A 14,610-nucleotide genomic window follows, 5' to 3' on the forward strand; every position below is an offset into this window, starting at 1 on the left:
GCGCCGGGACTCCCGCCGCCCGGTCCGGGCCGCGCCCCAGCCCCCGCCGCACCCCACCGAGCTCTTCACCGACCGGCTCCTGCTGGTCCTGACCGGCCACAAACCGCTGCACTGGTTCGCCCGCCACACCACCGGCCACGCCTTCGACGACCTCCTGTGGCTCCTCGACCACCGCCCGCTGCCCCGCACGGGCCCCCGCCCCACGGTCCACGACGTCGGCCACTTCGTCGCAGGACCCGCCGCCTACGAAGTCTTCGCCCGCATCGCGGTGGGCCCCCGCCTGCACGCCCTGGCCTTCCGCCTGGCCCGCACGGAGGACCACCGCTGGCGCTGCACGGCGGTCGAACTGGACACGCGACCGCCTCGTGAGACGTACGAGTAGCCTCCGGACAGCGCGGAAGGGGCCGGACACCCCGTGTCCGGCCCCTTCCGCTGCTGCTTCCCGCAGCGACGTCCTACAGCGGCGTCACTTCTTGCGACGACGCCCCTTCTGCTGCTTGCGGCGCTCGGCGCGGGTCAGGCCGTCGGCCTCCGACCGCGTGGGCCCGCCCTCGGTCACGAAGTCGCCCTCGTCGACACCGCCCTCGGCGTTCGGCGCCTGGAAGTGCAGGCGGTCCGGCCGCTGCGGGGCGTCGAGGCCCTTGGCGCGGATCTCCGGACGCGAGCCGGCCTGCGCCGGGACCGTGTCCTCCTTGTCGAGGGACGTCGGCGCCGCGTCCTCCACCGGGACCTCCTCGACCTGCTGCTCGACCTGGACCTCCAGGTTGAACAGGTAGCCGACGGACTCCTCCTTGATGCCCTCCATCATGGCGGTGAACATGTCGAAGCCCTCGCGCTGGTACTCGACCAGCGGGTCCTTCTGCGCCATGGCGCGCAGGCCGATGCCCTCCTGGAGGTAGTCCATCTCGTAGAGGTGCTCACGCCACTTGCGGTCGAGCACGGAGAGGACCACCCGGCGCTCCAGCTCACGCATGATCTCGGAGCCGAGCTGCTCCTCGCGCGACTCGTACTGCGCGTGGATGTCGTCCTTGACGGCCTCGCCGATGAACTCGGCGGTCAGACCGGCGCGGTCACCGGCCTCGTCCTCCAGCTCCTCCACCGTCACCTTGATCGGGTAGAGCTGCTTGAAGGCGCCCCACAGCCGGTCGAGGTCCCACTCCTCGGCGAAGCCCTCCGCCGTCTCGGCGCCGATGTAGGCGTCGATGGTGTCGTCCATGAAGTGCTGCACCTGCTCGTGCAGGTCCTCGCCCTCCAGGACGCGGCGGCGCTCGCCGTAGATGACCTCGCGCTGGCGGTTGAGCACCTCGTCGTACTTCAGGACGTTCTTGCGCGTCTCGAAGTTCTGCTGCTCGACCTGCGACTGGGCGGAGGCGATGGCGCGGGTGACCATCTTGTTCTCGATCGGGACGTCGTCCGGCACGTTCGCCATCGACATCACGCGCTCGACCATCTGCGCCTTGAACAGACGCATCAGGTCGTCACCGAGCGACAGGTAGAAGCGGGACTCGCCCGGGTCGCCCTGACGGCCGGAGCGACCGCGCAGCTGGTTGTCGATACGCCGCGACTCGTGCCGCTCCGTGCCCAGCACGTAGAGCCCGCCGAGGTCCTTGACCTCCTCGAACTCCGCCTTGACGGCCTGCTCGGCCTTCTCCAGGGCGGCGGGCAGCCGGGCCGCCCACTCCTCGACGTGCTCGACCGGGTCGAGGCCCGCCTGGCGCAGCTCGGCCTCGGCGAGGTCGTCCGGGTTGCCGCCGAGCTTGATGTCGGTGCCGCGGCCCGCCATGTTCGTCGCCACGGTGACGGCGCCCTTGCGGCCCGCCTGCGCGACGATCGTGGCCTCACGGTCGTGCTGCTTCGCGTTCAGCACCTCGTGCTGGACACCGCGCTTGGACAGCTGCTGCGAGAGGTACTCGGACTTCTCGACCGACGTCGTACCGACGAGGATCGGCTGGCCCTTCTCGTGCTTCTCCGCGATGTCGTCGACGACGGCGTCGAACTTGGCGACCTCGGTGCGGTAGATCAGGTCGGCCTGGTCCTTGCGGACCATCGGCTTGTTCGTCGGAATCGGGACGACGCCCAGCTTGTAGATCTGGTGGAACTCGGCGGCCTCGGTCATCGCCGTACCGGTCATGCCGGAGAGCTTGTCGTAGAGGCGGAAGAAGTTCTGCAGGGTGATCGTCGCAAGGGTCTGGTTCTCGTCCTTGATGTCCACCCCTTCCTTCGCCTCGATCGCCTGGTGCATGCCCTCGTTGTAGCGGCGGCCGGCGAGGATACGGCCGGTGTGCTCGTCGACGATCATGACTTCGCCGTCGATGACGACGTAGTCCTTGTCCTTCTTGAAGAGTTCCTTGGCCTTGATGGCGTTGTTCAGGTAACCCACCAGCGGCGTGTTCACCGACTCGTAGAGGTTGTCGATGCCCAGCCAGTCCTCGACCTTGGCGACGCCCGGCTCGTGGATGGCGACGGTGCGCTTCTTCTCGTCGACCTCGTAGTCGCCGGTCTCCTCGATGCCCTTCAGCTGGTTGCCCGCCTCGCCCTTCTTGAGGCGGGTGACGAGCTTGGCGAAGTCGCCGTACCACTTGGTGGCCTGGTCGGCGGGGCCGGAGATGATCAGCGGCGTACGGGCCTCGTCCACGAGGATGGAGTCGACCTCGTCGACCACCGCGAAGTTGTGGCCGCGCTGGACGAGCTCGTCCTGGGACCACGCCATGTTGTCGCGGAGGTAGTCGAACCCGAACTCGTTGTTCGTGCCGTACGTGATGTCGCAGTTGTACTGCTCGCGGCGCTGCGCCGGCGTCATGTTCGCCAGGATGCAGCCCACGGTGAGGCCCAGGAACTTGTGGACGCGGCCCATCATCTCGGAGTCGCGCTCGGCCAGGTAGTCGTTCACCGTGATCAGGTGGACGCCCTTGCCGGACAGCGCGTTCAGATACGTCGGCAGCGTGCCGACCAGGGTCTTGCCCTCACCGGTCTTCATCTCCGCGACGTAGCCGAGGTGGAGCGCGGCGCCACCCATGAGCTGCACGTCGTAGGGGCGCTGGCCCAGCACGCGCCGGGCGGCCTCGCGGACGGTGGCGAACGCCTCGGGCAGCAGGTCGTCGAGGGTCTCGCCGTCCTCGAGACGCTGCTTGTACTCGTCGGTGAGCGCGCGCAGCTCGGCGTCGGAGAGACTCTCGAAGTCCTCTTCGATGGAGTTGACCTGGTCCGCGATGCGGTGCAGCTTGCGCAGGATCTTGCCTTCGCCTGCACGCATGATCTTCTGGAGGACGGACACGCGGTTGGTCTCCTTGCCGGTCGGGCCTGGCACGGTCGGTTACTCAAGCGACAGCCTGAGCAACGGCCATCGTATGCGAGGACCCCACCGCGCCGGGAGGTCTGCCATCAGGTCCAACGGACAGGGGCCTCCGAAGGTGCCGGTAACGGGCACGAAAAGTGATGGCGCACGTCCCCTCGTCCGAGCAGAATCGGGCAATGGACCCTGTGACGCTGACCACCGACCGCCTCCAGCTGCGTTCGTTCGTACCCGCCGACGTCGACGAGGTGTACGCGGCGGCCCAGGACCCCGACATCCAGCGCTGGACCACGATTCCCTCGCCGTACGCGCGCGTGGACGCGGAGTACTTCATCAACCGCGTGGTGGCGGACGGCTGGCGGGCCGACACCGAGTACTCGTTCGCGATGCGCACCGAGGAGGAGGGGCCCATCGTCGGCGCGATCGCCCTGCACCACCCGCGCGCGGGTGCGTGGGAGATCGGCTTCTGGGCGACCAAGGAGCACCGGGGCCACGGCTACATGACGGAGGCGGTCCTCGGCCTGGCCGCCTGGGCGTTCACGGACCTCGCCTGCACGCGCCTGGAGTGGCGGGCCGAGGTGGGCAACGCCGGCTCGCGCACCGTGGCCGAGAAGGCCGGGTTCACGATGGAGGGCGTGATCAGGGCGGGCCTGCCGAACAAGGGCGTCCTGCGGGACTGCTGGATCGCCTCCCTGCTCCCGTCGGACGTGGGCCTGCCGGGCGCACTGCCGTACCTCCCGGCGTCCACGGGGTCGGCGGAGTCGGCGGAGTCGGCGGAGTCGGCTGGGCAGGCGGAGTCGGCGGCGTCCCCGGAATCACCGGGCGCCACGGCCTGACCGGCCCGACCGGATCGTCGGCCTCACCGGCTTGACCGGCTTGACCGGCTTGACCGGCTTGACCGGCCCGACCGGATCACCGGTCCGCCGCCCGATTGTCAGTGCCGCCCCTTATCGTTCGGGACCATGACGACCCGGCCGCGTCCCGCTCCCGTAACCGCACTGACCGCAGACGAAGCCCGCCGCATCGCCCTGCGCGCCCAGGGCTTCCTCGGCGCCCCCGACCGCAGGGCGGGCGCCCGCGGCGTCCTGCGCCACCTGGGCGCGGTCCAGCTCGACACGATCTCGGTCCTGGCCCGCTCCCACGAGCTGATCCCGTACGCCCGCCTGGGCGCGATCGGCCGCAAGAAGATCGAGGCGGCGTACTGGAGCGGCGGGCACTCCTTCGAGTACTGGTCGCACGCCGCCTGTGTCCTGCCCGTCGAGGAGTGGCCGCACTTCGCGTTCCGCCGCCGCGCCTACCGCGCCCGCCCGCACTGGTACCACCACCTCCCCGACGGCGCGTACGACCAGGTGATCAAGCAGCTGCACGCCGAAGGCCCGCTCACCGCCACGGAGTTGGGCGGCGCGAAGAACAAGGGCGAGTGGTGGGACTGGTCGGAGTCGAAGGTCGCCGTCGAGCGCGCCCTGATGTACGGCGAGGTGGTGTGCGTCGAGCGCCGCGGCTGGAAGCGGGTCTACGACCTGGCGGAGCGCGCCATCCCGGCCGAGCTGCGTCACGACGACCTGGCCGACGACGAGTGCGTCCGGCGGCTGGTGCTGCAGGCCGGGCAGGCGCTGGGGGTGGGCACGCGCGCGGACATCGCGGACTACCACCGGCTCAAGAGCGAGCAGTTCGACGCGGTGGTCGAGGACACCGGCCTGGTCCCGGTGACGGTCGAGGGCTGGGGCAAGCCGGCCTGGGCCGACCCGTCGGCCCTGGAGTCGGCGCCCCGCGGCCGGCACCGCACCACGCTCCTGTCGCCGTTCGACTCCCTGATCTGGGAGCGGGCGCGCACGGAGCGGATCTTCGGCTTCACGCACCGCCTGGAGGCCTACGTCCCCAAGCCGAAGCGCGTCCACGGCTACTTCGCGATGCCGGTGCTGGCCGGCGGCCGTCTGGTGGGCCGCGTCGACCCGGCGCGCGAGGGCAGCACGCTGGTCGCCAAGCAGGTCTCCCTGGACGGCGCGAAGGCCGTCCCCGCGGTGGCCCAGGCCCTTGTGGAGGCGGCGGGCTGGGTGGGCTGCGACAGCGTCCGGGTGGAGCGCATGGACGCCGCGGAACTCAAGCCGCAGCTGGTCCGCGCGCTCGGCTAGCGAATCTCGAGGATCTTCTCCCGCATCGCGTAGACCACGGCTTCCATCCTGGAGTGCAGCTGAAGCTTCTCCAGGATGTTGCGCACGTGGTTCTTCACGGTGTTCTCGGAAATGAACAGCTCCTTGGCGATGTCCCGGTTGTTCATCCCGGTCGCGACGAGCTTGAGCACCTCCAGCTCCCGGTCGGTCAGCCGGGGCGCGGGCACGAGCCGGCGCTCGTCCGTGCGCTGGATCATCGACTTGAATTCGGTGAGCAGCTTCGACGCCATGGACGGACTGATCTGCGACTGTCCGTCGGCCACGGCGCGAATGGCCGTGGCCACCTCGTCCGTCGAGATCTCCTTCAGCAGGTAGCCCGTCGCGCCCGCCTTGATCGCGTCGTAGAGATCGGCTTCCTCGTCACTGATCGTGAGCATGATGATCTTGGCGCTGGGCGCGACCTCCTTGATGGAGGTGCACGCCTCGATGCCGCCTCTCTTGGGCATCCGTACGTCCATGAGGATGATGTCCGGCAGCAGGTCCGCCGCCTTGTCCACCGCCTCCGCGCCATCGCCCGCCTCGCCGACGACCTGGATGTCCTCCTCTGCGGCGAGGACGATCTCCAGGCCCCGCCGGAACAGGGCGTGATCATCCACCACAAGGACCCGGATGGGCTCCTTGCGCGGGGAGCCCGCGTCCGGTCCCATGCCGGCGCCGCCGTCGGCAGCGCCGGCGTCCTCGCCCCGCATCGGTCCGAAGCTGTCCGCCATCGTTCCTCCCCCTGAAGGCCGTGGCCCGTCTTCCTGTGCCGGGCCAACCCGAGGCGCCAGCACACCGGTTGACCCGGCTCGGCCATGATTTCATGCCCGGGCGTCCACGCGACGACGGTGCGGTGCACCAGGGGGTCGCACGAAGGTGCCCCTGGGGGCGCACGCGCCTCCAGAGGCACCCGATGAGTGGGTTTTCGGACAGCTTGCCGTCGGCGGCCGTCCGGCAGGCTCAGCCGCCGATGGCGTCGCCCGCGTCGGCGCTCCTCACTTCGGCGACCATGGGGTCCGTGCTGAGGTGGATGACGCCGTAGTCGTAGGCGTGGCGTCGGTAGACGACGCTGGGCTCCTTGGTCTCGGAGTCGACGAACAGATAGAAGTCGTGCCCGACCAGCTCCATCTCGTAGAGCGCCTGGTCGAGTGACATGGGTGCTGCGACGTGCGTCTTCTCACGGACGACGATCGGGCCCTCGCCCTGGATCTCCAGCGATCCCACGCGGGTGATCGGCACGCCGTCGACCTCGGTCTCGTCCCTGGCGACCGTGCCGTCCCCGTTGAGCGTGGCGGCGTCCGGGACACGCTCGGCGACCTCCGCCGCCGAGATCCGCTTCGTACCGCGCCGCGACGACCGCTTGTCGTGCTGCTTGCGCAGACGCGCGTCCAGCTTTTCCGTGGCCAGGTCGAGCGCCGCGTACGGGTCGTTCGCCGAGGCCTCTGCCCGGATCACCGGGCCGCGCGTGCGCAGCGTGATCTCCACGCGGTCGCACCGGTCGGCCTGGCGGGGGTTGGGCTCCTTGGACACCTCGACGTCGAGGCTCATCACCTTGCCGTCGAGCTTCTGGATCTTCTCCAGGTTCAGCTTCTCGGCCACGTGCTTGCGGAACCGCTCCGGTACCTCGGTCTTGCGGCCCTTGACGACGATGTCCACGCAGAACTCCGTTCCCGGATAGCTCCACTCCTGCGGCGGAGCATCTCCCTCTTGCACCAGACTCCGGCCACTTCCGGAGTCTCGGACTCGGTGACTTCCACCTCCTCCTCCCCCGTGGACAAGATCTCCACCCCACCGTTCCGAGGGATTGCCAAAACATCTGCGCAAACCCACGGCACGGCATTCCGATATGCGAGGTACGCCGACCGTCTTTCCTGCCGAGTTCCTCACAACCGAACATATCTCGCCCGGACGGATGTCGTCACCCTCTACTGACGCGTACCTCCATTCAGGTGAATGGACTCTCTCACTACCTGCAACGACGCAGATTCCCGATCAGTTCCGGTTTATTTCGAAGGAATCCGGAGAAGCGGCAACCACGGCTGCTCCGACCGTGATCGCGCCTGCCATTCCAAGCCCTCTTGTGGCCCGATCCGGTACTGCCCTACGATCCGCGCCTTCGGTGTCTTCCGCACGCGTCACGGCGTGTATTGCGCGCGCCGCCTCCGCCAAAGAGGCACCGGTCGTCATGAGGTCGTCGACCAGCACGATCCGGCCAACTTCCGTGAGCAGTACGGATCCACCGCCCACCACCTCCAGCGCACCCGCCACATTGGCCAGCCGCTGCCGGGCGTCGAGCCCCGCCTGATCGGCCACCGCGCGCCGCTGGCGCAGCACCCCGAGGACCCGGGCCGGAACACCCGCACGGCGCAGCGAAGCCGCCGCCGACCAGGCGATCCGGCGCGTCGGATCGTGCCCACGCGCCCGCACGGCCCGCGCCGCCGAGGGCATCGGGACCAGCGCCACGGCCTCCCCTCCGCCCCGGCCGGCCGCCGCCAGACCGGTCCGCACGGCCCCGGCCAGCGCCTCGCCGAGCGGCCCCGCGAGCCCCAGGGCGCCGCGCTCCTTGTGCGCGAGCAGCACGGCCCGCACCGCGTCCCCGTACGGCGCGGCCGCATGAACGACGGGCAGCCCCACCGGCTCCGGACACGGCCGCACCCGGCTCGGCCCAGCCCCGCGCACCGCCGCCGCGCACCGTGCGCACAGCGTCGTACGAGACCTGCCGCAGCCTGCGCACTGGGCCGGCAGCACCAGGTCGGAGAGGTCCTGCCACCACCCCCGCATACCCACCACTGTGCCAACACCCGCGCCACCCGGCCACCCCTGTGGACAACGCCCTGTGGACAACTGGCCTCGGGTGACGGAAAACTGCCGCACCGTCAGACGGCCTGCATCCAGGGGCGGGACGGCACCGGCGCCCGACTCCGCCCGCGTGGTCGGCGCGTGACGCCGCATGGCCGGCGCGCGGCCGGTCCGTGGCCGCGCGCGATGCCCGGGCCCTGCGGCGAACCGGCGCACTACCCCGGATAGACCGGCGCCGTACCCTCCTTGAGCACCGACTGCCAGGCCGCCCCGGCGGGCAACCGCACCACCCCGTCGTCCGAGTGCGCCAGCAGCGGCAGCCCGTCGTTCTCCGACGCCGCGATCTCGCTCACCCGCGTCAGCCCCGGCAGCGCCTGCCCGGTCGGCGCCGAGCCGTCGCTCTGCACGTACCGCATCTGCTGCAGCCCGTCGGGCTCCCGGCCGACCACCACGAGCCGGCTGCCGCCCGCCCACGACACGGCCGTGACCTCGTCCATCTCCGGTGCCGCCGGGCGCAGTTGGTCCACGGAGACCTCGATGCCCCCGTCACCGTCGGGATGCCGCTCGACCCGTCCGATCCGCAGCTTCGTCTTGCCCTTCTCCGTCACGAGCAGCGCGATGCGCGCCCCGTCCGCGGACATCTTCACCGCCTCGATCCTCGCATCGTCGTCGAGCCGGCTGACGCGGACCTCGTGCATCTGGTCGGCCTGGCCCTGCCCGAACATCAGCAGCCGCTTCTTCTTCGGATCGCGGTCGGCCACCCACAGATCGCCGCGCCCGTCCCAACTGGGCGTCGTCAGGCGGTCCTTCTCGTGTGCCGCACGGCTGCGGACCAGCGCGTCCCCCAGGGAGGCACTGGTGACCATCGACGCCACGAACAGCGCACGCCCGTCGTTCGAGACCCCCGCCGCGCGCTCCTGGTCGCGCGAGACCGCCACCGCGCTCAGCCGCTGCGTCCCCTCGCCGAGCGGACCCGGCACCTGCTCGGGCGCCTTGGTGGAACTGCTCTTGCCGGGCATCCGGACGAGCCGCTCCTTGCCGTCGAGGAAGTACATGTCGTCCATGCGCCCCGACATCCGCGGCGCCACCAGGGCGTCGGCCTGGGGCTCGGTGAGCGCGCACAGCAGTCCGCCGTCCGCACGCTTCAGCTCGACCTCACCGACGCTCGACGACGACAGGTCCCGCAGGGAGAACAGCATCTGCGCCGCCATCTCCTTGCACCGGCCCTGACTGACCTGGTCAGCGGCCCGGTTCAGCGGCACCGTCAGCTTGTTCGTGTCGTCCGGGGCCAGCGACTTCACGCCGTCCTTCAGCTTCGTACCGGTCGGGAACGCCGTGATGACGACCGGGTTCAGCCACCTCGTCGGCCCGTCGAGCAGCTCCTTGACGGTCTCGGTCAGCGGATCGGTCCACTGCCGTACGAAGACGGGGTCGGCGACCAGCCTCTTCTGCGGGCTCTCCTCACTCGCCGGATCCACCGCGTAGTAGTACTTGTTGACGGACTGGTAGATCCGCTGGAAGTCGGACTCGCCGAGCACGACGCCGTCCGGCGGGGTGTCGATCCGCCACTGCTTGCCCTTGGCGGTATCCACCTGGCTGAGGTGGAGGGTCTCGTCGTACGGCTTCTGGTCGGGCTCGTACGCCTGCCGCTGGTCGACCTTGGCGACCTGCTGGCCGGTCAGCGAGAAGGTCTGCCCCTCGTCGCCCGCGTTCGGCCGGCTCGACGCTCCCGGGGTGGGGCCGTCGACGAGGACGACGGTCTGCTTGCCCGGCTTCCAGCTCTTCGCCGCCTTGGGCGTCAGATACTTACGAGCCATCGCGTACGACGGATCGTCGCTGGTCAGCGCCTCGAGGAAGCCGTCGACGATGCTCAGCGGTCCTGCGTTGTCCCGCGGCGGCACGGCGAAGACGCGGACCTGCGAGTCCGGCCGCTGCGACGCCTCGACCGACTCCAGGCCGCCGCTCTCCGGCATCGAGGCGCAGCCCGCGAGCACGATCACACCGCACCCGGCCAGCGCTCCGGCCCGCACTCCACGCCGTCCGTGCGGCGTCCGCTCGTCCTTCACGACCGCCGTCGCTCCCCTCGCCGCGCTCCGAAGTCGTCGTCCGCCCCGTCCGCGCCGCCGCCCGTGACCGCGCCGTCCTGCCGCGCCCCGGGGCCGTCGGCGGCCCCGTCCGCGCCCACCGGACCGGTCCCGTCCGACCGCTCCTCCCCGTCGTCCGGCTGCCGCGGCACGCTCGCCGTGTCCCGTCGCGACACCACCCGGGCACCGCTGCCCGGCAGCGCCGTCGGATCCGCGGCCACCGCCTGCGCGATGCGCGGGGCGATCGGCGCCTTCGCGGGCACGGGCGGCGCCTGGACCGGCACCGTCGCGAGCTTCCTGCCGTCGGCGCCCGGCAGCCCGGCGTCACCGAGCCCGCGGTTGCGCCGCGAGTCCTCCGGCTCCAGCGGTATCGGCGAACCCCGCAACGCCTCGTCCGCCGTCCTCGGCAGCGTCAGCCGGAACTGCGAACCGCCGCCCGGCTCGCCCCACGCCTGCAGCCAGCCGCCGTGCAGCCGCGCGTCCTCCAGGGCGATGGACAGGCCGAGGCCGGTACCGCCGGTGGTACGCGCGCGTGCCGGGTCGGCCCGCCAGAAGCGGCTGAACACCCGGGTCGCCTCGCCGGGCTTGAGCCCGACGCCGTAGTCGCGCACCGCCACGGCAACCGCGCCGCCCGCGGCGGCGAGCCGCACCACGACGTCCTTGCCCTCGCCGTGCTCCACCGCGTTCACCACCAGGTTGCGCAGCACGCGCTCCACCCGGCGGGCGTCCGCCTCGGCGACCACCGGCTGGTCGTCGCCGACGATCCGGACGTGCGTGCCCTTGCGCTCGGCGAGCGGCTCGGCACCGCCGACGACCCGCCGTACGACTTCCCGCAGATCTATCGGCTCGGCCTCCAGCGCGGCCGCACCGGCGTCGAACCGGCTGATCTCCAGCAGGTCCGCGAGCAGCGACTCGAACCGGTCCAGCTGGTCGGCCAGCAGCTCCGCGGAGCGCGCGGTCACCGGATCGAAGTCGACCCGCGCCTCGTGGATGACATCGGCGGCCATCCGCACGGTCGTCAGCGGCGTCCGCAGCTCATGGCTCACGTCCGACACGAACCGGCGCTGCATCCGCGACAGATCCTCCAGCTGCTGGATCTTCAGGTGCAGGTTCTGCGCCATCTTGTTGAAGGCTTCGCCGAGGCGCGCGATGTCGTCCTCGCCGGTCACCTTCATCCGCTCCTGGAGGCGGCCCGCGGAGAGCCGCTCCGCCACCCCGGCCGCCATCCGCACAGGCGTGACGACCTGCCGCACGACGAGCCAGGCGATGGCCCCGAGCAGCACGACCACGAAGAGCCCCGCCGTCGCCAGCGTGCCCTTGACCAGGCCGAGCGACTTCTCCTCCTGCGTGAGCGGGAAGAGGTAGTACAGCTGGTAGGGCTTGCCCTGCGGGTCGGTGAGGCGCTTGCCGACGACGAGGCCGGGCTGCGACTCCTCGCCGTCGTCGAAGACGATGCGCGTGTACTCCTGGGACGCGCTGGTCATCCGGTCGACCTGCTGGCGCAGCCCGTCCGGCACGCTGCGGTCCGGCACCACGCCGCCGGAGCCGCGGGGCGCCCGCCCACTGCCGCTGTCGGTGTCGCCGGGGCTGAGCGTCACCACGTAGAAGGCGCCCTTTCCACCGCTGGACAGCTGGGTGACGAGCTCGCTCATCCAGTTGTTGGCGTTCGACGTCGTGCGGCCGTCGGCTCCCGGCGTGCCGTTGCGCGCGCCGGCCAGCGCGGAGTCCGCCTTGTCCTTGGCCGCGCGGAACCCGCCCTCGGCCTGGCTCTGCGACGCCTTCACCTTGGCGTCGAGCAGTCCGTTGCGCACGGAGCCGATGACGACGATGCCGAGCAGCAGCACCACGCCGAGCGACATGAGCAGCGTCGTGACGACGACCTTCAACTGGATGTTGCGCCGCCACAACCGCATGGCGGGCAGCAGCGGGCGCCGCACCCAGCGCGTGAACAGACGCAGCACGGGGCTGCCGTTCATCCCGCCCTGGAGCAGCAGCCCCCCGTCGATGACCCGGCGCAGGCGTGAGCCCTGCCCGGTCGTCGGTCCCACAGGCCGCTCCGGACGAGACCCCGGCTTCCCGGGCGCCGAAGCGGCACTGTCCCGGGACACGTCAGCTCGGTCCGGCCTTGTAACCGACGCCACGGACGGTCACCACGATCTCCGGGCGCTCGGGGTCCTTCTCGACCTTCGAACGCAGCCGCTGCACATGCACATTGACCAGACGGGTGTCCGCCGCATGGCGGTACCCCCAGACCTGCTCGAGGAGCACCTCACGCGTGAACACCTGCCAGGGCTTGCGCGCGAGAGCGACCAGCAGGTCGAACTCCAGCGGCGTCAGCGCGATCGACTGCCCCTCCCGCTTCACCGAGTGACCGGCCACGTCGATGACCAGGTCACCGATGGCCAGCTGCTCGGGCGCGGGCTCCTCCGACCGCCGCAGCCGCGCCCTGATACGGGCCACGAGCTCCTTCGGCTTGAACGGCTTCACGATGTAGTCGTCGGCCCCGGACTCCAGGCCCACCACCACGTCGACGGTGTCGCTCTTCGCCGTGAGCATCACGATCGGCACCCCGGACTCCGCCCTGATCAGGCGGCACACCTCGATGCCGTCCCGGCCGGGCAGCATCAGGTCGAGGAGAACCAGATCGGGCTTGGTCTCACGGAAAGCGGCCAGCGCCTTGTCGCCGTCAGCTACGAACGACGGCTCAAAACCTTCACCACGCAGCACAATGCCGAGCATCTCGGCCAGTGCGGTGTCGTCGTCGACGACAAGGACTCGTCCCTTCATGTGCCACATCATCCCATTAGCTCATCGTTACCTGGCGTGACCTAGCACACAGTTCACCCAGGTCATCTGCTGTCACAGGCGCCACAACGCCCCACTCGGTGACGATCGCCGTCACCAATTCCGGCGGCGTCACGTCGAACGCAGGGTTGTACGCCTGCGTTCCCAGCGGTGCCACCGGGATCCCGCCTCCCGCCTCCACTCCGGCCAGCGGCGCCTGGGGCGCCGTGACCTCCGTCACTTCATGTCCGGCCCGCTGCTCCACCTCGATGGACGCACCGTCGGGAGTCTCCGGATCCACCGTCGTCACCGGTGCCACCACAATGAACGGCACATGGTGGTACCGCGCCAGCACGGCGAGCGGATAGCTCCCCACCTTGTTGGCCACCGAACCGTCGGCCGCGATCCGGTCCGCCCCGATGAGCACGGCATCCACCTCACCGGCCGCGAACAGCGATCCCGCCGCATTGTCCGTGAGCAGTGTGTACGCCATCCCGTTCCGAGCGGCTTCGTACGCGGTCAGGCGCGCGCCCTGGAGCAGCGGACGGGTCTCGTCCACCCACAGCCGGCGAAGCCGTCCCGCCCGGTGCGCGGCGAGCGCCACCGCGAACGCCGTGCCCTCACCGCCGGAGACCAGGGCCCCGGTGTTGCAGTGCGTCAGGATCCGGTGGGTGCCGCCGGTCAGCAGCTCGTCGAGCAACCGCAGACCGTTCTCCGCCATCTTGGCGCTGGCCCGCGCGTCCTCCCGATGCAGGTCCCGTGCCGCGGCGAGCGCCGCCGCGGCGGCCCGCTCCCGGACGACCTCTGCGTCGCCCGCCCCGTTCCCGAACGCGGACCGGTACGCCTCCTGTGCCCTGCGCACGCCGTACGCCAGGTTCACCGCGGTGGGTCGCGCGTCCGCCAGCGCGTCCGCCGCCTCCTGCACGTCGAACCCACGGGCGGCCGCGAGCGCCACCCCGTACGCCCCGGCGATCCCGAGCAGCGGCGCCCCGCGCACGGCCAGCGTCCGGATCGCCTGCACCAGAGCCGGTGGGTCCGTGCACACCAGCTCGACTTCCTCGGCCGGCAGCCGCGTCTGGTCGAGGAGCACCAGCACGGGGCCCTCCGCCGGTTCCTCCCAACGGATCGCCGGTAGGTCGATGGTCTTGGCCTGAATGTCCTCGCTGAGCTGTATGTCCTCGCTGGATTGCGCGTACTGATCAGCCATCCGCCCAGTCTGCCCCGTGGAGGCCCGACAATTGAAGGTGTCCAGCCCTTACGGGGCCAGGTCACCCTGTGCCCACCCCATGGCACGATGGCAGCCAACCTGCCGCCGCGACCGCGGACGGGCACCTTGAAGGAGCGACGATGAACGACACTCCGGGCTGGGCATCGCCCGGATCTGCCCCCTCCGACGGCCCCGACGGCAAGCGCCAGGACGACCCGGGCCAGAGCGGCGACGCCCAGGGCACCGGCCCGCAGGACGCCGCTCCCCAGGACGCCCAGGGCCCCAAGTGGTCCA

At 70.8% G+C, this 14,610-nt stretch carries 11 protein-coding genes; 3 read left to right on the forward strand and 8 right to left on the reverse strand.

Going from position 1 to position 14,610, the window contains the following annotated elements; translation table 11 throughout:
• Positions 1-382, forward strand: a 382-nt coding sequence (locus M4J07_RS41220) for an Rv3235 family protein (RefSeq protein ID WP_255981118.1), incomplete at its 5' end; no start/stop codon positions are given.
• An 84-nt stretch (positions 383-466) separates the two neighbouring features.
• On the opposite strand, the gene secA is transcribed toward M4J07_RS41220, so the two are convergent.
• Positions 467-3,274 carry a preprotein translocase subunit SecA gene (secA, locus tag M4J07_RS41225; protein ID WP_255981120.1) on the reverse strand — a complete coding sequence of 936 codons (2,808 nt, stop codon included), beginning with the start codon at positions 3,272-3,274 and terminating at the stop codon, positions 467-469.
• A gap of 197 nt (positions 3,275-3,471) precedes the next feature.
• On the opposite strand from secA, the gene M4J07_RS41230 reads away from it, so the two are divergent.
• Together M4J07_RS41230 and M4J07_RS41235 are read left to right on the forward strand one after the other, a co-directional pair.
• On the forward strand, positions 3,472-4,128 hold the full coding sequence (locus tag M4J07_RS41230) for a GNAT family N-acetyltransferase (protein ID WP_255981122.1): 657 nt from the start codon (positions 3,472-3,474) through the stop codon (positions 4,126-4,128).
• Positions 4,129-4,254: 126 nt separating this feature from the next.
• Positions 4,255-5,424 (forward strand): winged helix-turn-helix domain-containing protein, encoded by a 1,170-nt coding sequence (locus tag M4J07_RS41235; protein ID WP_255981124.1) that lies wholly within the window; start codon positions 4,255-4,257, stop codon positions 5,422-5,424.
• Here M4J07_RS41235 and M4J07_RS41240 read toward each other — a convergent pair.
• From M4J07_RS41240 to mtnA, 7 genes are all read right to left on the reverse strand, one after another.
• Entirely contained in the window at positions 5,421-6,173 is a 753-nt protein-coding gene (locus M4J07_RS41240) for a response regulator (protein WP_255981126.1), read from the reverse strand. The two genes, M4J07_RS41235 and M4J07_RS41240, sit on opposite strands and share 4 nt — an antisense overlap.
• A gap of 229 nt (positions 6,174-6,402) precedes the next feature.
• Complete coding sequence (gene hpf, locus M4J07_RS41245) at positions 6,403-7,098, reverse strand: ribosome hibernation-promoting factor, HPF/YfiA family (protein WP_374215177.1); 696 nt, start codon at positions 7,096-7,098, stop codon at positions 6,403-6,405.
• A gap of 336 nt (positions 7,099-7,434) precedes the next feature.
• Entirely contained in the window at positions 7,435-8,223 is a 789-nt protein-coding gene (locus tag M4J07_RS41250) for a ComF family protein (RefSeq protein ID WP_255981130.1), read from the reverse strand.
• Between the two features lie 233 nt (positions 8,224-8,456).
• A complete protein-coding gene (locus M4J07_RS41255) occupies positions 8,457-10,214 on the reverse strand; it encodes an LpqB family beta-propeller domain-containing protein (protein WP_255981140.1) in 1,758 nt (585 codons plus the stop codon).
• An 89-nt stretch (positions 10,215-10,303) separates the two neighbouring features.
• Complete coding sequence (gene mtrB, locus M4J07_RS41260; RefSeq protein ID WP_255981132.1) at positions 10,304-12,433, reverse strand: MtrAB system histidine kinase MtrB; 2,130 nt, start codon at positions 12,431-12,433, stop codon at positions 10,304-10,306.
• A gap of 1 nt (position 12,434) precedes the next feature.
• Positions 12,435-13,124, reverse strand: coding sequence for a two-component system response regulator MtrA (gene mtrA / locus M4J07_RS41265; RefSeq protein ID WP_305128854.1), 690 nt, complete (start codon positions 13,122-13,124; stop codon positions 12,435-12,437).
• 4 nt (positions 13,125-13,128) lie between these two features.
• Positions 13,129-14,316 (reverse strand): S-methyl-5-thioribose-1-phosphate isomerase, encoded by a 1,188-nt coding sequence (gene mtnA, locus M4J07_RS41270; protein ID WP_255981138.1) that lies wholly within the window; start codon positions 14,314-14,316, stop codon positions 13,129-13,131.
• Between the last annotated feature and the right edge of the window lie 294 nt (positions 14,317-14,610).

This window comes from Streptomyces longispororuber, assembly GCF_024448165.1.
Classification (GTDB): Bacteria; Actinomycetota; Actinomycetes; order Streptomycetales; family Streptomycetaceae; genus Streptomyces; species Streptomyces longispororuber_A.